General features: G+C 69.1%; 16 protein-coding genes. 8 read left to right on the top strand and 8 right to left on the bottom strand.

Translation table 11 applies throughout. The annotated features are described in order from the left end of the window. Positions 1 to 6 precede the first annotated feature (6 nt). From AC16DP_RS36435 to sitA5, 4 genes are read right to left on the bottom strand one after another with little or no spacing between them, the layout of a single operon-like run. Entirely contained in the window at positions 7 to 834 is an 828-nt protein-coding gene (locus AC16DP_RS36435) for an alpha/beta hydrolase (protein ID WP_329726257.1), read from the bottom strand. A gap of 43 nt (positions 835 to 877) precedes the next feature. Then, entirely contained in the window at positions 878 to 1,249 is a 372-nt protein-coding gene (locus AC16DP_RS36430; protein ID WP_329726258.1) for a DUF2019 domain-containing protein, read from the bottom strand. A 43-nt stretch (positions 1,250 to 1,292) separates the two neighbouring features. Further along, on the bottom strand, positions 1,293 to 1,664 hold the full coding sequence (locus tag AC16DP_RS36425; RefSeq protein ID WP_329726259.1) for a DUF2019 domain-containing protein: 372 nt from the start codon (positions 1,662 to 1,664) through the stop codon (positions 1,293 to 1,295). Beyond that, positions 1,661 to 3,091, bottom strand: a complete 1,431-nt coding sequence (sitA5, locus tag AC16DP_RS36420) for a SitA5 family polymorphic toxin (protein WP_329726260.1) — start codon at positions 3,089 to 3,091, stop codon at positions 1,661 to 1,663. Before sitA5 ends, AC16DP_RS36425 begins: the two co-directional genes overlap by 4 nt. A 240-nt stretch (positions 3,092 to 3,331) precedes the next feature. Here sitA5 and AC16DP_RS36415 point away from each other — a divergent pair, with 240 nt between their 5' ends. Together AC16DP_RS36415 and AC16DP_RS36410 are read left to right on the top strand one after the other, a co-directional pair. Next, positions 3,332 to 4,309 (top strand): SPFH domain-containing protein, encoded by a 978-nt coding sequence (locus AC16DP_RS36415; protein WP_329726261.1) that lies wholly within the window; start codon positions 3,332 to 3,334, stop codon positions 4,307 to 4,309. After that, entirely contained in the window at positions 4,302 to 5,228 is a 927-nt protein-coding gene (locus AC16DP_RS36410) for a diacylglycerol kinase catalytic domain-containing protein (protein ID WP_329726262.1), read from the top strand. The genes AC16DP_RS36415 and AC16DP_RS36410 overlap by 8 nt, the downstream gene beginning before the upstream one ends. Before the next feature lie 66 nt (positions 5,229 to 5,294). On the opposite strand, the gene AC16DP_RS36405 is transcribed toward AC16DP_RS36410, so the two are convergent. Beyond that, positions 5,295 to 8,324, bottom strand: coding sequence for an error-prone DNA polymerase (locus AC16DP_RS36405; protein WP_329726298.1), 3,030 nt, complete (start codon positions 8,322 to 8,324; stop codon positions 5,295 to 5,297). A gap of 245 nt (positions 8,325 to 8,569) precedes the next feature. Between AC16DP_RS36405 and AC16DP_RS36400 the strand changes: the two genes are divergently transcribed. Next, entirely contained in the window at positions 8,570 to 9,691 is a 1,122-nt protein-coding gene (locus AC16DP_RS36400; RefSeq protein ID WP_329726263.1) for a DUF3142 domain-containing protein, read from the top strand. Then, entirely contained in the window at positions 9,678 to 11,693 is a 2,016-nt protein-coding gene (locus AC16DP_RS36395) for a hypothetical protein (RefSeq protein ID WP_329726264.1), read from the top strand. Before AC16DP_RS36400 ends, AC16DP_RS36395 begins: the two co-directional genes overlap by 14 nt. 13 nt (positions 11,694 to 11,706) lie before the next feature. Here the strand turns inward: AC16DP_RS36395 and AC16DP_RS36390 are convergent, their stop codons facing one another. The 3 genes from AC16DP_RS36390 to AC16DP_RS36380 are packed head-to-tail and all read right to left on the bottom strand — an operon-like array spanning position 11,707 to position 14,351. Next, on the bottom strand, positions 11,707 to 12,792 hold the full coding sequence (locus AC16DP_RS36390; RefSeq protein WP_329726265.1) for a phosphotransferase family protein: 1,086 nt from the start codon (positions 12,790 to 12,792) through the stop codon (positions 11,707 to 11,709). Positions 12,793 to 12,823: 31 nt separating this feature from the next. Next, positions 12,824 to 13,537 carry a histidine phosphatase family protein gene (locus tag AC16DP_RS36385; protein ID WP_329726266.1) on the bottom strand — a complete coding sequence of 238 codons (714 nt, stop codon included), beginning with the start codon at positions 13,535 to 13,537 and terminating at the stop codon, positions 12,824 to 12,826. 46 nt (positions 13,538 to 13,583) lie between these two features. Beyond that, positions 13,584 to 14,351, bottom strand: coding sequence for a glucose 1-dehydrogenase (locus tag AC16DP_RS36380; RefSeq protein WP_329726267.1), 768 nt, complete (start codon positions 14,349 to 14,351; stop codon positions 13,584 to 13,586). A 105-nt stretch (positions 14,352 to 14,456) separates the two neighbouring features. Here AC16DP_RS36380 and AC16DP_RS36375 point away from each other — a divergent pair, with 105 nt between their 5' ends. The 4 genes from AC16DP_RS36375 (at position 14,457) to AC16DP_RS36360 (ending at position 18,274) form a co-directional block, all read left to right on the top strand. Beyond that, positions 14,457 to 14,939, top strand: coding sequence for an NfeD family protein (locus AC16DP_RS36375; protein ID WP_329726268.1), 483 nt, complete (start codon positions 14,457 to 14,459; stop codon positions 14,937 to 14,939). Beyond that, entirely contained in the window at positions 14,940 to 16,007 is a 1,068-nt protein-coding gene (locus tag AC16DP_RS36370) for an SPFH domain-containing protein (protein WP_329726269.1), read from the top strand. 192 nt (positions 16,008 to 16,199) lie between these two features. Further along, positions 16,200 to 16,586, top strand: a complete 387-nt coding sequence (locus AC16DP_RS36365) for a hypothetical protein (protein WP_329726270.1) — start codon at positions 16,200 to 16,202, stop codon at positions 16,584 to 16,586. A 185-nt stretch (positions 16,587 to 16,771) separates the two neighbouring features. Further along, positions 16,772 to 18,274 (top strand): ATP-binding cassette domain-containing protein, encoded by a 1,503-nt coding sequence (locus AC16DP_RS36360; protein WP_329726271.1) that lies wholly within the window; start codon positions 16,772 to 16,774, stop codon positions 18,272 to 18,274. Positions 18,275 to 18,280: the final 6 nt, after the last annotated feature.

Below are 18,280 nucleotides of genomic sequence, written 5' to 3'. Positions count from 1 at the left end.
TGCAGCCTACTGCTCGCCCTCACGCGCGAACCGCATCAGCGCTTGAAGGGTGGCGGGTTGATCGAGCACGTCATTGTGACGCTTGCCCTCAAGCAGGCGCACGGTGGCGTTCGGGAACAAGGCTCCCAGCGTCTGCCCCATGTCCACGGGGATGACTTCATCTTGTGTCCCGTGGACGATGAGCACCGGCAGTTTCAGCCCGGGGGCCTTGGCCGCGCTGTCGAACGGATCCCTCACGAGCAGGCTCGCGGGTAGCCACGAGAAGAGCCTCGCCCCCAGTTCCACGATGGAGGTGTAGGGCGTGATGAGCACCAGCCGCGAACCGTGGCCCCGCTTCGCCATCTCGACCGCCACGCCCGAGCCGAGTGACTGTCCCTGCAGCACCGTGCGCTCGCGAGGCACGCCCAGCTGTTGGTGTAGGTGCTCCAGCGCGGTCTCCGCCGCAGCGTAGATGCCTGTCTCCGAGGGCCCCTGCGCCGCCGCGAGCCCGTAGCCCGGGTACTCCACCGCGTAGAAGCCGAGCCCTGCCTCCTGGAAGCGCTGCGCCAGCCACGCCCCGTCCGCGAGCTGCTCGCCATTGCCGTGGAAGTGCACCACGGTCGGCGCCCCTGCCGGCGCGGATACATGGAACGCGAAGACCGTCGATCCCTCGGAGCCCGGGATGCGCAGGAGCGTGGCACCGGGCAGCGAGGGCTCACGAGCCCCTGGAGGCACCGGGAAGATCATGTGCCGCTGGTTGAGGAACACCAGCAGGCAGATGCCCACGTACGCAATGACCACGGTGACCAGCACCAGGAGCAGCATCCGCTTCGCTCCTCGGAGGAGACGATCCATGGCGGTACCTTACGCCAGATTGGTCTCCAAATCAGACCCCCACTCAAAGTGGCTTCAAAGTTCCCGCCCTCCACTCCTCCAGCGCCCACTCCGCCGAAAATCCAACCAGGCCACCAGCGCTTTTTGCGAGTTCGGTAAGCACCCGCCTCCCCTCCTCTGGCGCAAACTCCATGACCGCTGTCGCAGTCCAACAGCGAGTGCCCGGGTCTGAATCATCGAGCAACACCAACAATTGCCGCTGAGCTTCTATACCTCTTGCTCGCAACTCCCTGTGAATCGCAATGAGAAGATCGAACATGCGATTTCCGTCCTTGGGCTTGCCTGCATGAATGGCACGCATCCTCTCGGCGGAAATGGTCCTGGTCATTTCAACCAACTGCTCTATCGGAATTTTCTTCAACCGCGCTTTCTTCATGGAACGGGTCCAATCTGGCTCCTCGCCATTCGCGAAGAAAGCATCAAAGAGGTTTGAAGGTACCTGCTTTCCATTGCTCCAGCGTCAGCTCCGCGGAAAAACCCACCAAGCTGTCAGGCAGTTTAGCGAGTTCCGTAAGCACTCGCTCTCCCTCATCTGGAGCGAACTCCAAAACGGATACCGCAGCCCAACAACGGGTCCCCGGATCTGGATCATCGAGCAAACCCATCAGCCGTCGTTGGGCGTCCAGACCTCTCATTCGCAATTCCCTGCGAATTGCAACGAGAAGATCGAACATGCGATTCCCGTCTTTGGGTCTGCCTGCGTCAATGGCACGCCACCTCTCGGCGGAAGTGGCCCTGGTCATTTCAATCAACTGCTCAACCGAAAGCTTCTTCAACTGCGTCTTCTTCATGGGATGACCCCGAACCGCTTCAGAGTCCTCAATCCAAATGCACGTTGTTCCTCATAGGACTTTGTGCGGAGCCACTCACGAACCACCTTGCCACCCGTTTCCTCCAATTTGGACGAGTAGTATGCACTGACTTTGTCATGCAGTTCCTTCCTCACCACAATAACGTTCTCGGTATTATGAATGGCCTCCGGGCCGAAACGCTCAACGTTCACCTTGCGTTGTTCGACGATGTGGTGCCACTGCTTCCCTTCACCCGCAGAGCCCATGAAGTCCTTGAAATCATCGAAGGACTTGAACGCCCGGTGCCCATTCGGAAGCACCCTTCCCTCCTTGGGTGTCCCGCTCCCACCTCCAGAGGATTTGCCACCACCGCCCCGGGCCGACATGGCCACGGCAGTCATGGGGAGCACGGCCCGGAGTGTCCCCTCGGGCACGGACACGATGACCCGCTCGGCTCCGACCGCAGCCTCCATCAGGTTCCAGCCGGTGTTGAGCTCGACGGTACGTGAGGCCTGTCCGAAGCCCGGCAGCGTCGGAGCCCTGGACATGAGTGCCGCTGTCTCCCCTACCGCCACCGTCCCCACCAGCACGAGAATGCGCACGCTGTTGGGGCCTATGACCCGGCCGAACCGCTCGCCCACCTCGCGCAGCTCCTCGAACGTGGTGGCCCGCGCCGCTTCCTCGGAGAGCCGCCTGTAGGCCTGGATCAACTCGAAGAACTCGAACCCGAGGTATCCCCACAACAGCAACGCGGCCCCAGCCGCCACACCCTTGGTCAACACCGGATCCGGCGCCGCCACCAGCGCCATGTAGGCCGTGATGGAGATGCTGAGCGTCGCCAGCACCCGCGTCGGGTCGAGCATGGCCCTCACCTCCGCGTCCACGCCCTCCAGCGCCGGACCCACCGCCAGGGCCATGGCGATGCTCCGCTTGTCGTCCTCCTGGAGGAAGGGCCCGTCCTCGAGCCGCGTGAAGCAGTCGCCCGGCGTTCCGCGCCGCTCGCAGTGACGCATGTAGGACCGGGTCAGCTCCGCCTGCCACGCCTCTCCGCCCGAGCCCCCGGTGCCGGGCATCCACCGGCCGCCGCGCTTCTCAGGGGCGGAGGAGGCCACCCGCAGCGGCATGTCCAGCACCCTCCTCACCAGTGCGTCCTTGAACTCCGCCTCCCCGACTCGCACCGGCGCGAAGTCCGTGGGCAACCTGGCGAAGAGCAGCGAGTCATGACCCGCCCCTCCCCAGGCCGCCTCCGTCCACTCCCGGGTTTCCGAGGGCTGGCGCGGCCCTGGTGGCTGGTCGCGCTGTGCCATCAGCCGCCCCCCCGAGGACGCGCCCGGAGTGCACGCCCCCAGGAGCACCAGCGCCACCAGTGCCAACGCCCCCACCCGCGAGCGCTGCCGCTCACTCGAGGGATCTTGATGAGTAGACATGGCTGGACCTCTCTTGACCGGGGGGTCCAGATGTCAGGTGGCCACGAGTCCCACTGTCAAGCCGACGGATCCGTCAGGTGGCCGGATTGGTTACGCGCGGCACATCTCGTGGGGAAGACCCTCACCCCAACCCTCTCCCAGAGGGAGAGGGAGCATCCACGGATTCATTCCCTGTTGCGTACGTGTTCATTGGACACTATGTTGGTGTCAACAAAACACGAAGACGGAAAGAGTCCAGCCATGAGCATCCGGTACATGAAGGCGCCTCCAACGACGTACGTCATGCAGTTCAAGGATGGGCGGGTGAAGCGGGAGGGGCCGGGCCTCTCCTTCTTCTACTGGGCACCCACCACCACAGTGGTCGCCGTGCCGCTCGCCAGCTCGGACGTGCCCTTCGCCTTCAACGAGATCACCCAGGACTTCCAGGCCGTCACCCTCCAGGGCCAGCTCACCTACCGTGTCGCCGACCCCAAGCTGCTCGCCGGGCTGCTCGACTACTCCGTGAAGCCCTCGGGCGAGTACGCTTCGGAAGACCCCTCGAAGCTCGAGGAACGGCTCGTCCAGATCGCCCAGGTGCGCGCCCGCACGGTGGTGCAGTCCATGCCCCTGCGCGAGGTGCTCGTGCAGGCGGCCACCATCGAGGCCAAGGTGCTCGCGGGGCTGCGGGAGACGGAGGCGGTGCGGATGCTCGGTGTGGAGGTGCAGGGTTTCGCGCTGCTATCGGCGCGCCCCACCCCGGAGATGGCTCGGGCCCTGGAGGCCGAGGCCCGCGAGGCCCTCCAGCGGCGCGCGGACGAGGCCATCTACGCCCGGCGCAACGCCGCCGTGGAGCAGGAGCGGCGCATCAAGGAGAGCGAGATCGCCACCGAGCTGTCCGTGGAGGCCGGTAAGCGGCAAATCCGCGAGGCGCAGATCGCCGCGGACATCGCCGTGGAGGAACAGCGCGCCTCCTTCATGGATCGCTGGAGCGAGAACGAGCGCAAGGCCGCCGAGGCCAAGGCCTACGCGCTGGAGAAGACGCTCGCCCCGGTGCGAGACGTGGATTGGAAGGTGCTCATGGCGGCGGCCGGCGGAGGGAACGATCCCAAGCTGAACATCGCGCTCGCCTTCCGCGAGATGGCGGAGAACGCGGGGAAGATCGGCGAGCTGAACGTGTCCCCGGACCTGCTGCGCTCGTTGCTCTCGGCTCCGTCCGGCAACCAGGGCCGCCATGGCTGAGTACGAGAAGATCGTCCTCGTCACCCGCAAGACGCGGCTCGCCGAGCTGGTAGAGCGCTTCAACACGCGCTCGCAGGCGCGCTTCTACCTGGAGCACGCCGGCCAGGACTTCGAGGACTATGCGCGGGAGGATGACACCTACCGCCGCTCGCTCGATGCACTGCACAAGCTGCTGGAGCTCGGCCTGCCGGTGCAGCAGGTGGACCGCTCGCTGGTGCCCACCTTCCTCTTCACCGGCAAGGAGCTGGTGGTGACGGTGGGCCAGGACGGCCTGGTGGCCAACGTGGCCAAGTACGTGGGCTCGCAGCCCATCGTCGGCGTCAACCCGGACCCCGAGCGGTTCGATGGCGTGCTGCTGCCCTTCGGCGTCGACAAGGCGCGGGTGGCAGTGCGCCACGTGCTGGAGTCGCAGGCCCGCTTCCGTGAGGTGACACTCGCCGAGGTGGTGCTGAGCGATGGCCAGCGGCTGCTCGGGTTCAACGACTTGTTCCTCGGGGCGCGCACCCACGTCTCCGCCCGCTATACCCTGCACTACGAGAAGCGCGCCGAGTCCCAGTCCTCCAGCGGCATCATCGTCTCCACGGGGGCGGGCTCGAGCGGCTGGCTGTCCTCGGTGTTCACGCTGGCCCAGGGACTCACGGCAGCGACGGGTGGACAGCCGGGCCAACCGTGGCGGCTCACCTGGGAGGACCCGCGGCTGGCCTTCGTGGTGCGCGAGCCCTTCATCAGCCGGCACTCAGCGGCCAGCGTGGTGGCCGGATTCGTCAGCGCTCAGCAGGAGCTGGAGGTGGAGTCGCGGATGCCCTCGGGGGGCGTCATCTTCAGCGATGGCGTGGAGGAGGACTTCCTCGCCTTCAACGCGGGTACCACGGCTCGAGTGCGCCCGGCTGCCCAGCGCGCACGGCTCGTGGTCGCGTGATCCACGGCTCTCGAGGCAGACCCTCACCCCAGCCCTCTCCCTCTGGGAGAGGGAGCACACACGGTTTCAGCCCGGAAGCCCCTGGGCGAGCGGCTCCAGGTGCTGCACCTTCACGTTCAGCACCTTCCCCGTCTTCTCCAGTACCCCCTGCCCCACCAGGAACAGTGCGCCGTGGATGTCCTTGCGGAACCGCGCGTACGCGTCCGGCGCCACCACCAGGTTCGCGATTCCCGTCTCATCCTCCAGTGACAGGAAGCAGAATCCCTTCGCCGTCGGCGGCATCTGCCGGGTGATGAGCATCCCGCCCACCGCCACCCGGGCCCCCGCTCGCACCCGCTCCAATCCCGCCGCCGTCACCGCGCCTCGCTTGCGCAGCGCCGGTCTCAACAACTCCAGCGGGTGCTTCTCCAACGACACGCCCACCGTCTCGAAGTCCTTGCTCACCCGCTCCGCCACGTTCATCTGCGGCAGTTCCACCTGCGTCCCGTCCATCGCCATCCCGAAGAACAGGTCCGTCTCCTCCAGCGGGCCCAGCGCCTGGATCTCCCACAGCGCGTCCCGCCGTGAGCCGCTGATGCTCCCCAGCGCTCCCGACAGCGCCAACCGCGCCAGCTCGTGCCTCGGCGCCCGCGTCCGCCGTGCCAGGTCCCCGACACTCGCGAAGCGCCCTCCCTGTCTCGCCGCATCCACCCGCCGACCCGCTGCCTCCTGGAGCCCTCGCACCATCCGCATCCCCAGCCGCAGCGCCCCGCCCTCCTCCAACGTGCAGTCCCACCCCGAGTGGTTCACGTCCACGCCCAGCACCTTCACCCCGTGCCGCTGCGCGTCCGCCACCAGCGTGTGCGGCGCGTAGAAGCCCATCGGCTGCGAGTTCAACAGCGCCGCCGTGAAGGCCGCCGGGTAGTGGCACTTCAGCCATGACGACGCGTACGCCAGCAGCGCGAAGCTCGCCGAGTGGCTCTCCGGGAAGCCGTAGTGCGCGAACCCACGGAACTGCCGGAACAGCGTGTCCACGTACTCGGGCGTGTACCCCCGCGACACTCCGCCCTCCACGAAGCGCTGGTGGAACGGCCCCAGCCGCTCCTCCGCTCGCTTGTGCGACAGCGCCCGCCTCAGTCCGTCCGCTTCCGCCGGCGTGAAGCCCGCCACCGCCATCGCCAGCTTCATCGCCTGCTCCTGGAAGAGCGGCACCCCCAGCGTCTTCTGCAGAATCCGCCGCACGTCCTCCGACGGGTACTCCACCGGCTCCTTCCCCTCCCGCCTCCGCAGGTACGGGTGCACCATGTCCCCGACGATCGGCCCCGGCCGGATCAGCGCGATCTCCACCACCAGATCGTAGAAACACCGCGGCTTCAGCCTCGGCAGCATGTTCATCTGCGCCCGGCTCTCGATCTGGAACACCCCGATCGAGTCCGCGTTGCACAGCATGTCGTAGACCTTCGGATCCTCCGCCGGAATCGTGGCCAGCGACAGCTCGCGCCCGTGGTGCTCCTTGATCAGCGTCAGGCACTTCGCCAGCGCCGTCAGCATCCCGAGCCCCAGCAGATCCACCTTCAGGACGCCCACCGCCTCCAGGTCGTCCTTCTCCCACTGCACCACCGTGCGGCCCTTCATCGCCGCGTTCTCCACCGGGATCATCTCCACCAGCGGCTCACGCGTAATCACGAACCCGCCCACGTGGATGGAGAGGTGTCTCGGGAAGCTCTCGATCTCCTGCGCCAGCGCGAGCGTCTGCCTCACCCGCCGGTCCTCCTCCGACAGCCCCACCTCCTTCAGCAGCTCCAGCGACATCTCGCCGTGCGCCCCCGCCACCTTCGCCAGCCTGTCCACCTGGTCCAGCGACAGCCCGAGCGCCTTGCCCACCTCGCGCAGCGCCAGCCGCCCCCGGTAGCAGATGACCTCGCACACCATCCCCGCCCGGTGCCGGCCGTGCTTCTCGTACACGTACTGCAGCACCTCCTCGCGCCGCTCGTGCTCGAAGTCCACGTCGATGTCCGGCGGCTCCTTGCGCTCCATGCTCAGGAAGCGCTCGAAGAGCAGCCCCATCCGCACCGGATCGATCGCCGTCACCCCCAGCGCGTAGCACACCGCCGAGTTCGCCGCGCTCCCTCGCCCCTGGCACAGAATCCCCTTCGAGCGCGCGAACCGCACGATGTCCCAGATCGCCAGGAAGTACCCCGCGAAGTCCAACGCCGCGATCAGCTTCAGCTCGTGCTCGATCTGCTTCACCACCTCGGGCGGCACCCCTCCCGGGTAGCGCACCTGCAACCCCTGGTACGTCAGCTCGCGCAGCCACGTCGACGTCGTGTGTCCCGGCGGCAGGTCCTCCTCCGAGAAGTGGTAGCGCAGCCCGTCCAGCGTCGCGTTGCAGCGGCTCGCCAGCTCCACCGTGCGCTCCAGCGCCTCCGGGCAGTCCGCGAACAGCCGCGCCATCTCCTCCGGCCCCTTCAGCGTCCGCTCCGCGTTGGGCAGCCGCCTCGTCCCCAACTGCCCCAGCGTCGTCTTGTACCGGATGGCCGTGAGCACGTCCTGCAACGGCTGGCGGCTCCGCTGGTGCGTGTGCACGTCGTTGTGCGCGCACAGCGGCACCCCGAGCGTCTTCGCCAGCGCCTTCGCCCTCGCCACCCGCGCCTCGTCTCCCGAGGACAGCGTGCGGCACATGCCCACGTAGAAGCGATCCCCGAAGGACTCCGCCAGCGGCGCCACCCGATCCGCCGCCACCGGGTACGGCAGCAGCGCCAGCAACCCCTCGTTGCCCTCCGCCAGCTCGCGCCACGGCAGGCCCGCCTCGCCCTTGGGGTGCAGCATCCGGCTCTTCGAGATCAGCCGGCTCAGGTTCGCGTAGCCCCTCGCGTCCTGCGCGTACACCACCACCGGCGGGCCATCCATCAGTGTCAGCTCGCTGGCGATCAGGTATTTGATCCCCGCTTCCTTCGCCGCGAGGTGGGCCTTCACCGCTCCGTACAGGCCGTCTCCGTCCGCCAGCGCCACGGCGGACAGTCCCCGCTCGGCGGCGGCCTGGATCAGTTCCTCGGGGTGCGAGGCCCCGCGCAGAAACGAGAAGTTCGACCGGCAGACCAGCTCGGCGTACACGATCGCCACCCTACTGAGCAGCCGTTCAGGCGGAAGGTCCGCCCCGGTAGGTATGTTGGGTCTACCCGCCGTGTCACGTCACCGGGGAAGTGGGATCAGCCTGAGTGACCTTCTTGGCGAGTGTGGCTCGGGGGTGAACCTGGGATGTCTGCTCCACGAGGGAGAACCCGGGAGACAGATACCCTCACCCCGGCCCTCTCCCGGAGGGCGAGGGAGTGGGGGCGCGAGAACCGGGTTAGGATTCGACGGTGTCCTCGATACGACGATGCACCGGGTGGTGGCTGGGCTTGCTGCTCTTCGCGCTCGGCCTCTCGTGCTCGCGGGGGGACTCACCGCCGCCCCGGGCCCTCACCCACGAGGCCTATGTCTGGCAGCGCGACTGGAGCCCGGAGTTGGGACAGGCCGTCGCGGAAGCACCCTCGGAACTGGGCGCGCTCCGGGTGCTGGCGCGTGAACGCTCCGGGACAGCGCGCACGCCGGTGGATATCGCGGTGGATGTGGAGGCCCTGGCCCGCGGTGGCCGCGAGGTGGTGGCGGTGATGCGCGTGGATGGCACGGCGCCTCTCGAGGGCATCTCCCTCCAGGAGGTCGCCACCCACGCTCGGGCCTGGCGGGCGAAGGGCGTCCGCGTCCGGGGCATCGAGCTGGACCATGACTGCGCCACCGCCGCTCTGCCCGCCTACGCGGACTGGCTCGCGCGCGAGCGGACGGCACTCGGAGACCTGGCGCTCTCCCTCACGGCGCTGCCCACGTGGAGCACGTCCCCGGCACTCGCCCGGCTCGTCTCCATTCCCGACGGCATCGTCCTCCAGGTGCATGCCGTGCGAGCCCCCACGCTCTTCACCCCCGAGGAGGCCCGGAGTTTCATCGAGGCCTGGTCCCGAGCCACTCGCCGTCCCTTCCACGTGGCGCTCCCCACCTACCGGGTGCGGCTGCGTGACGGGACGCCCCTGTCCGCGGAGCCTCGCGAGGTGGCCCGCTTCCTCGCCGGGCTGCGCGAGCGCCCCGTGGAGGGGCTCACGGGCATCGTCTGGTTCCGGCTCGGCCACCGGGGCGATCCGGAGGCGTGGAGCCCGTCCACCCTCTCGGCGGTGGTGCGCGGTGAGTCGCTCGACCCGCGGTTCCTCCCGCGCCTGGTGGACGCGGGGGGAGGCACGCTGGACATCGTCATCGAGAACACCGGCCGCGTGGACGCCCCCGCTCCCGCGCGCCTCACCCTTTCTGGAAATCTCGAGGTCCTCGATGGCGTGGGCGGCTATACCCCGCGAGGAACCTCACTCGTGGCGCGCACGCCTCCCCGACTGCGCGCCGGCGAGCGTCGTGTCATCGGCTTCGTCCGGGGATCCGAGGTGGCCATTGCTGCTCCGTAGTGCACTGACGTTCCTGGTCTTCCTGGTGGTGCTCACGCCCGTGCGCCGCGCGCGCGCCTGTGGCCCCGACTTCCCGCACGATGCACTGGGCAACCGGGCCCGCACGCTGGCGGAGCTGCCGGACGGCGCCTTCATGCACGAGGCCTCGCACCTGCTGCCGAAGCCAGCGGACCCCTTCGTCGTCGTCGAGACCGCCGAGGAGCCGGAGGGCGCCCGGACGGGCGGCGGTGCCCGGGAGACGGCGCTGTACCAGGCCGGCGCCAGGGCCTTCCACGCGGGGCACTGGGACGAGGCGCGTGCCCGTTTCCTGGAGGTGCTCGCACTGCCCGCCGAGGAGCGCCGCCGGTTCTCCACCTTCGCGGCCTTCATGTTGGGGCGCATGGCGGGTGCGGGCACGGAGCTGGAGGAGGCCCGGCAGCGCTTCGCCGAGGTGCGCGAGCTGGTGCGCCAGGGCTTCGACGATCCAGCGGGCCTGGCGGTGGCCAGCCTGGGCGAGGAGGCGCGGCCGCTGTGGAGAGCGGGTGACGACACGGGAGCGATCCGGCTCTACGCGGAGCAGGCGGCCCACGGGAGCACGAGCGGAGCGACCTCGCTGCTGTTCCTGACCCGGGCCATCGCCCGTGACGAGGCGCGCCTGCGCCAGGTGGTGAAGGAGCCCCTGGGGCAGCGCCTGATGGCGACCTATGCCTGGACGCGGGGAGAGGAGACGCTGTGGTTGGACAGTGGTGAGTCCCCCACGCCGCTGCCGCGTCTGTTGGAGGCGCTCGCGGCCGTGCCCGGGCTGGCCGGGGCGGACCGGCTCGCCGCGAGTGCCTGGCGCGCGGGGCGCTTCGACCTGGCCGAGCGTTTCGCGGGACAGGAACAGACTCCGCTCGCCGCCTGGGTGAAGGCGAAGCTGGCGCTGCGGCGGGGAGACAAGGCGGCGGCGGATCGGTTCCTCGCGGAGGCCTCGGAGGGCTTCCCGGATCAGGAGAACTGGGCGCCCCACGAGTGGATGCAGCCGCTGCGTCCGCGGGCACACGTGGGAGGAGAACGGACCATCCTCGCGCTCCTGCGCGGCGATTTCCCGCAGGCGGCGGAGCACGCGTTGAAGACGTGTGTCTGGCAGGACATCGCCTACGTGGCGGAGCGCGTGCTGACGGTGGAGGAGTTGCAGCGGTTCATCGCGGCCCATGCCTCCAGCCCGGAGCTCCGGTGCAAGCCCGAGCCCGGCTTGTGGCTGGAGGAGAACGAGCGCCAGGACGTGGGTGCACAGCTCCGTCTGTTGCTCGCGCGGCGCCTGCTGCGCGATGGGCGTGGGCAGGAGTCCCTGGAGTACTTCCGGGGCACGAAGTGGGAGGAGCCCGCGCGCAAGTACGTGGAGGCGCTCGAGCAGGCCCGGTCCGCCTGGCGTGACCTGGATGAGGCCCAGGCGCTCTACTCGGCGGCGCGGCTCGCCCGCTCCACCGGAATGGAGCTGATGGGCACCGAGGTGGCCCCCGACTGGACCTGGGTCGCTGGATGGTTCGAGGTGGACGTGTGGAAGGCCGAGCTCCAGCGGGTCCCCGAGGGCTCCCCCGCACGGCCCGCCCTGGGAGATCTGCCGCTCAACTCGGAGGCGGAGCTCGCACGGCTGACCGCCAACGCGCCCCCGCACCCCCGGCGCTTCCACTACCGCTCCACGGCGGCGGAGCTCGCCGAGAAGGCCGCGGCGCTGGTGCCTCCCCGCAGTCAGGCGTACGCCGCGCTCCTGTGCCATGCCGCGCGGTTCGTCTCGAGCACCGAGCCGGAGCGCGTCCAGCGTCTCTGGAGCACCTACGTGAAGAACGGAGCGTTGATCTCCGATGCGATGACGTTCGGCCAGAGCTGCCCGGAGCCGGACTTCGAGCGGCTGCGCAACCAGAAGCTCGCCATGCCCTGGCGGACCTGGCGGCTCCGGACCGTGGCCACGGTGGGCACGGGCTTCCTGCTGCTGCCCATGCTGGGCGCCGTGGTCTTCCTGCGCCGCAAACGCCGCCCGTGAGGCACGCTTCCCCTCAGGGGCGGAGGTTTCCCGTCTCGAGGGCGCGGGCCGCCGTCCGGGAGAGCACCCGGACGCCGGTGATCATCGCCGCGAAGCGCTCGTCCTTCGTCAGGCCGTGCTTGAACCGCGAGTAGATCTGCTGCGCGATCACCGACACCTTGAAGAGTGACAGCACGTAGTGGAACGCGATTCCCCGCGTGTCCCGTCCGCTCTTCTCGGCGTAGCGCGCCACCAGCTCCTCGCGCGTCAGGTTGCCCGGGAGCATCGTCGGTCCGAACGGGAGCGCCCGCCGCTCCTCGGGATCCGACGCCTCGGCCCAGTACGCCAGCGCCATGCCCAGGTCCGACAACGGATCGCCGATCGTCGCCATCTCCCAGTCCAGCACCGCGCGGATGCTCGGGAGCCGCTCCGGATCCAACACCAGGTTGTCGTACTTGTAGTCGTTGTGGATCAGCGCCGGCGCCAGCTCCGCCGGGAGGTTCCCCGCCAGCCACTTCGCCACCTGCTCCATCTCGGGGATGTCGTCCGTCCTCGCCTTGCCGTAGCGCTCCGTCCACCCCGCCACCTGCCGGCCCAGGTACCCCTCCGGCTTCCCGAGCTCCCCCAGCCCCGCCGCGCGCCAGTCCACCGCGTGCAGCTCGACCAGGTTGTCCACGAAGTTCTCCGAGAGCTTCCGCATCAGCTCCGGCGTCAGCTCCAGTCCCTTCGGAGCCCTCGCGCGGATGATGACCCCGCTCACCCGCTCCATCACGTAGAAGGGCGCCCCCATCGGGGACTCGTTCTCTCCGCAGAACACCAGCGGCCGGGGCACCTTCGGGTACACCGGCAGCAGCCCGCTGAGGATCCGGTACTCGCGGCCCATGTCGTGCCCGGCCTTGATCGCCTTGGCTCCGAACGGCGGCCGGCGCAGCACCAGCTCCTTCCCGCCCATCCGCAGCAGGTACGTGAGGTTCGAGTGCCCTCCCGGGAACTGCTCCACCACCAGTGGCCCCGTCAGGCCCGGCACCTTCTCCGCCAGGTACTTCTCCAGCCACGCGGCGTCCAGCTCCTCTCCGGGGCGCACCGCGCGCGTCCGATCCAACCACTCCGGCGTGCTCATGACTCCCTCCCCTTCTTCGCTCGTCCTCGTCTCAGCGCATCGTCTGGAGCTCGGGCTCCAACAGGTGTGGCGTCGCGTTGAAGCTCCGCAACGAGATTCGATCCCCCGAGAAGAGGAAGTCCGTACAGGCCGTGTTCCACACCTGGAGGCTCAGCGCGAAGACCTTCTCCGCGCTCGCCTCCAGCGTCAGCCCCGTGGCCACCGCCATCGTCCCCGCCGACGTGAACGCCACCACCTCCGCCTTCCTCCCCGGCTGCCGCATCATCTTCCGCAGCCCCGCTTCCACCCTCGACACGAACGCGCTCCAGGGCTCCACCGCCGGATCCTCCAGCTCGCCCCGCGCCCACGCCCGGCCCAGGGGATCCAACAGGCGGAACAGCCGCCGCGCTCCGTCCGGCCCCTCCAGCGCGCCCGACTCCCTCATCTCGCGCACCTGCTCGTTCCGCTCCGCCAGCTTCGGCAGCAGCACCCGGAACAACGGCTCCGCCGAGTACTCGTCCAGCTCCGGCAACACCACCGGCTCGGGGAACCTCAACCCCCGGGCCAGGTAGGCCGCCCTCACCGCCTCGCACGTCTGCTGGTGGCGCCGGGCCGGCCCCACGTACACCGCCTCGAACGCGTGCTCCGCCGCCGCCCACACCTCGCCCAGCCGCGCCGCTTGGCGCATTCCCAGCTCGGACAGCCGGTCCCGATCGTACCACTCGCCGGACGTCTGCCCGTGCCGCACCAGGATCAACACTCCCATCCGCTACCTCCGCTCTCGAGGGTGTGCTCCAGGGTTCGAAGGTGGCTCACATCGCCGTGGTGCCACCGTCCACGACGAGCTCCGAGCCGGTCATCAGCTTGGACTCGTCCGAGGCCAGGTACAGCACCGCGTAGGCGATGTCGTCCGGCTCGCCGATGCGGCCGAGCGGAATCATGCGCGCGAGCCGCGCCTTGCCCGCCGCCATGTCGCCGCCCAGGCTGGCGAGGTCATCCACCATGGGCGTCTCGATGAACGTGGGGTGCACGGAGTTGCAGCGGATGCCGTAGCCCTTGCGCGCGCAGTGCAGCGCCACGGACTTCGTCAGCAGGCGCACGCCGGCCTTGCTCGAGCAGTACGCGGGCATGGTGTCCACCCCCACCAGCCCCGCCACCGAGCTGATGTTGATGATGGAGCCCTTCGCGCCGCTCTGGCGCATGCCGCGGATGGCGTGCTTGCAGCCCAGGAACACCCCGTCCAGGTTCACCGCGTGCACGAGCCGCCACTCTGCCAGTGAAAGCGACTCGATGTCCTTCGAGACGCCGATGCCCGCGTTGTTCACCACCACGTCCAGCCGGCCGAAGGTGGCCACCACCTCGTCCACCACCCGCTGCCAGTCCTGCTCGCGCGTGACGTCCAGCGCCCAGGCCTTGGCGGACGTGCCCAGCGCCCCGGCCACCTCGCGCACACCGGCCTCGTTGCGATCCGTGAGCGCCACCCGGGCGCCCTCGCGCAGCAGCATGGCCGCCGCGGCCTTGCCCAGGCCCGACGCCGCTCCCGTCACCAGTGCCACCTTGCCCTCGACTCTTCCGGCCATCACACCTCCAGGGGTACGACCAGGTATTCGACGGCGGCGCAGCCTACACGGTCCTGGCGCACCGCGTCTCGAAGGTGGCAAGCTCCCGGCCGCATAGGAGCGTTCATGGACATCCATGGCTGGCAGTTGTGGATTCTCGCGGCGATCATCGGGGGAGCGCTGGAGATGGCCCTCCCCGGCTTCGTGGTGCTCTGGTTCGCGGTGGGCGCGCTGGCCGCCAGCCTCATCGCGGCGCTGGGGCTGGGCATCAACGCCCAGCTCACGGTCTTCATGGGTGTGTCGCTGGCGCTCTTCGCCGGCTCGCGCACCCTCTTCAAGAATGCCTTCATGCGCAACGCCTCCAAGATGAAGACGGGCGTGGAGGCGATGGTGGGCCAGGAGGCCGTGGTGACCGAGGCCCTCGGCGAGGGGCTCAACGGCGGCACCGTGCGCATCAACGGTGAGCTCTGGTCCGCCCGCTCGCTGGGAGGCGGCGTGGCCCCGGGTGAGCTCGTCATCGTCGAGCAGGTGGAAGGTTTGAAATTGTGGGTGCGGCGTCCCTCCGCGTCCCTGGAAGTGTCTCCGAAACAGAAGAAGGAAGGTCGTTAGATGGGTACTGGCCTCTTTGTGATTGGTGCGGTGGCGGTGGTGTTCGCGATGATGAAGGGTCTGCGCATCGTTCCCCAGGCCAAGGTCATGGTGGTGGAGCGCCTGGGCAAGTTCCACCACGTGGCCGGCAGCGGGCCGAACATCCTCATCCCGTTCTTCGACTCGCCGCGCGTGATGGAGATGCGCGTGGGGCACAGCTACCACCGCAGCCACCTGGTGGATCTGCGCGAGCAGGTCATGGGCTTCGAGACCGTGCAGGCCATCACCCATGACAACGTCACCATGGAGGTGGGCTCGGTCATCTACTACCAGATCGTGGACGCCGCGAAGGCGCTCTACGCGGTGGAGAACCTGGCGCTGGCCATCGAGCAGCTGACGATGACGAACCTGCGCAACATCATGGGCGGGCTGACGCTGGACCAGACGCTCACCAGCCGCGAGACGGTGAACACCAAGCTGCGCATCGTGCTGGACGAGGCCACGGAGAAGTGGGGCGTGAAGGTGACGCGGGTGGAGTTGCGTGAGATCGAGCCGCCCGCCGCCATCAAGGACGCGATGGCCAAGCAGATGACGGCCGAGCGCGAGCGCCGCGCCGAGGTGACCAAGGCCGAGGGTGACAAGTCCGCGGCCATCCTCCAGGCCGAGGGCGAGAAGATCTCCCGGATCCTCCGCGCGGAGGCCGAGCGTGACGCGGAGGTGGCGCGCGCCGAGGGCCGCAAGCGTGCCACGCTGCTGGACGCGGAGGCGAAGGCCGATGCCACGCGGCTGGTGTTCGATGCGATCAACTCCGGTGGCGGCGCGACGCCCGAGGTGCTGGCGCTGCGCTACATGGAGACGCTGCAGGAGCTGGGCAAGGGCGACAACAAGATGTTCGTGCCCTACGAGGCCACGGCGGCGCTGGGCAGCATCGCGACGCTCAAGGAGGTGTTCGCGAAGGAGGCCACCCCGAAGGCACAGCCCGCGCCGAGCGCCGCGGCCCTGAGCGCGCAGTCGCTCTCGCGCACGCTGCAGACGCAGCCGCCGGCCGTGCCGGTGCGCAACCGCCCCGCGCTCCCCTCCGAGGAGTAGCCACGGAGCAATCCGAGCGGAACAATCCGCGCGAAACACAGCGCGGATCCATCCCCGCGGCCCCCTCCCCTCACCGCGTCAACATCCCCTCGCCCTCCGGGAGAGGGTCGGGGTGAGGGTATCTCGGTTCTGGAGTTGGAACCTTTCGCGAGCCCCATTGTCCGAGGGGGTGCTCATTCACAAGGAGAGCCCATGTCGATTTCGGATGCGTTCATCGCGGGTGGTTTCGGGATGTACCCCACGCTCATCGCGGGGGTGGCGCTGTTCGTGACCAGCGTGCAGTACGCCAGACGTCCCGAGTCCCGCTATGTCCCGCTGCTGATCAGCCTGGGGCTGTTCACGCTCTTCGCGGGAGGCCTGGGCTTCGTCTCCGGCGTCATCACCATGCTGCGCTTCTACGCGGAGATGCAGGGCGAGCCGAAGCCGGTCATCCTGTATTACGGGTTCCAGGAGTCGCTGCACAACATCGCCCTGGCGCTCCTGCTGACGACGGCGTCGGCGCTGGCCGCGTCCGTGGGCGCCTGGCGGCTCGCCCGGCAGGCTCGGGCCGCCGTGACCGCGACCGTGCCCGTCCGCTGAGGACGAGCCCGTCAGGGATTGCGTGGGGGCCCGTCGGTGGTTGATAGTCCCGAACCCCGAGGTCCGGGTCCCCGCGAATACGAGGCTTCGTACTCCATTGAAGATCCACTCCTGAATCGCCGGCGCTGTCTCCCAGCCAACCCCCGGGCCCCTCGTGCGTGCCCGGAACGATTCCGGAGTTCCTCGTGTCACTCGTTCGCGCCCACCGCGTCTCCTTCGCGTTCTCCGACGCCGTTTCCCTCTTCTCCGATGCCGAGTTCCACCTCCCCGCGGGCTGGACGGGCCTCGTCGGCTCCAACGGCGCCGGCAAGTCCACCCTGCTGCGGCTGCTCTCCGGGGAGCTGAAGCCCTCGGACGGGCACCTCCACTTCGAGCCCACCTCGGCGCTCGTGCACCTCTGTCCGCAGCGGGTCGAGGAGCTCACCCCCGACATCACCGCGCTCGCCGAGGCGTATGACTCCCGCTCCCGGCGGCTGCTCGGTCAGCTCGGGTTGGATGTGACGGCCCTGGAGCGATGGCCCACGCTCTCGCCCGGGGAGCGCAAGCGCTGGCAGATCGGCGCGGCGCTGGCGCGCGAGCCGGACGTGCTGCTGCTCGACGAGCCCACCAACCACCTCGACGCCGAGGCCCGTGAGTGGCTCATCTCCGCGCTGCGCCGCTTCCGGGGAGTGGGCGTGCTCGTCTCCCACGATCGCGAGCTGCTCGAGTCCCTCACCACGTCCACACTGCGTGTACACGGGGGCACGGTGCGCCTGTGGCCCGGGGCCTACACGGCCGCGCGCGAGGCCTGGGAGGCCGAGCTGGAGGGCCGCCGCCATGCCCGGCAGCAGGCCCAGGAGGAGCACCGGCGTCTCCAGCAGCGGCTCGACAAGACGCGCCGGGAGCAGGAGGCCACCTCCGCCGCGCGCAACGCGGGCGCCCGCATGAAGGACAAGTACGACAGCGACGCGCGCACCCTGGGGGCCAAGAACCTCGTGAACTGGGCGGATGCACGGCTCGGCCGCAGCGTGACCCTCGTCCGCCGCGAGGCCGAGCGCGCCGCCAGCGCCGTCGAGTCCATCGAGGTGGAGAAGACGCTCGGCCGCTCCATCTTCGTCGACTACGTCCGCCCGCCCCACGCGCTGCTGTTCAGCCTCGACGTGCCCCGGCTGTGCGCGGGCGAGGTGGAGCTGTTCGGCCCGCTGCGGCTGGACGTGCCGAGGGACGCCCGCATCCGCATCGAGGGCCCCAACGGCGCGGGAAAGAGCACCCTGCTGAAGGCCCTGCTCGAACAGGCGCGCGTGCCGCTGGAGCGCGTGCTGTACGTGCCGCAGGACCTGAGCGCGGACGAGGCCGAGGAGACGCTCGAGTCCGTGCGCGAGCTGCCTCCCACGGAGAAGGGCCGCGTGCTGTCCCTGGTGGCGGCGCTCGGGGTGGATCCGGATCGTCTGCTCGCCTCGGAGCAGCCGTCCCCGGGTGAGGCACGCAAGCTGCTCATCGCGCGAGGGCTCGGAGAGCACGCCTGGGCGCTGGTGCTCGACGAGCCCACCAACCACCTGGACCTGCCGTCCATCGAGCACCTGGAGGAGGCCCTGAAGGAGTACCCCGGGGCCCTGCTGTTGGTGACGCACGACGCGCACTTCGCGCGGCGCTGTACCACCACGCGCTGGCGGGTGCAGGCGGGCGGCGTGGACGTCACCTCGGACTGACGGCGC

This window comes from Archangium sp. (assembly GCF_057119385.1).
This window is presented reverse-complemented; position numbering and strand designations above follow the sequence as displayed.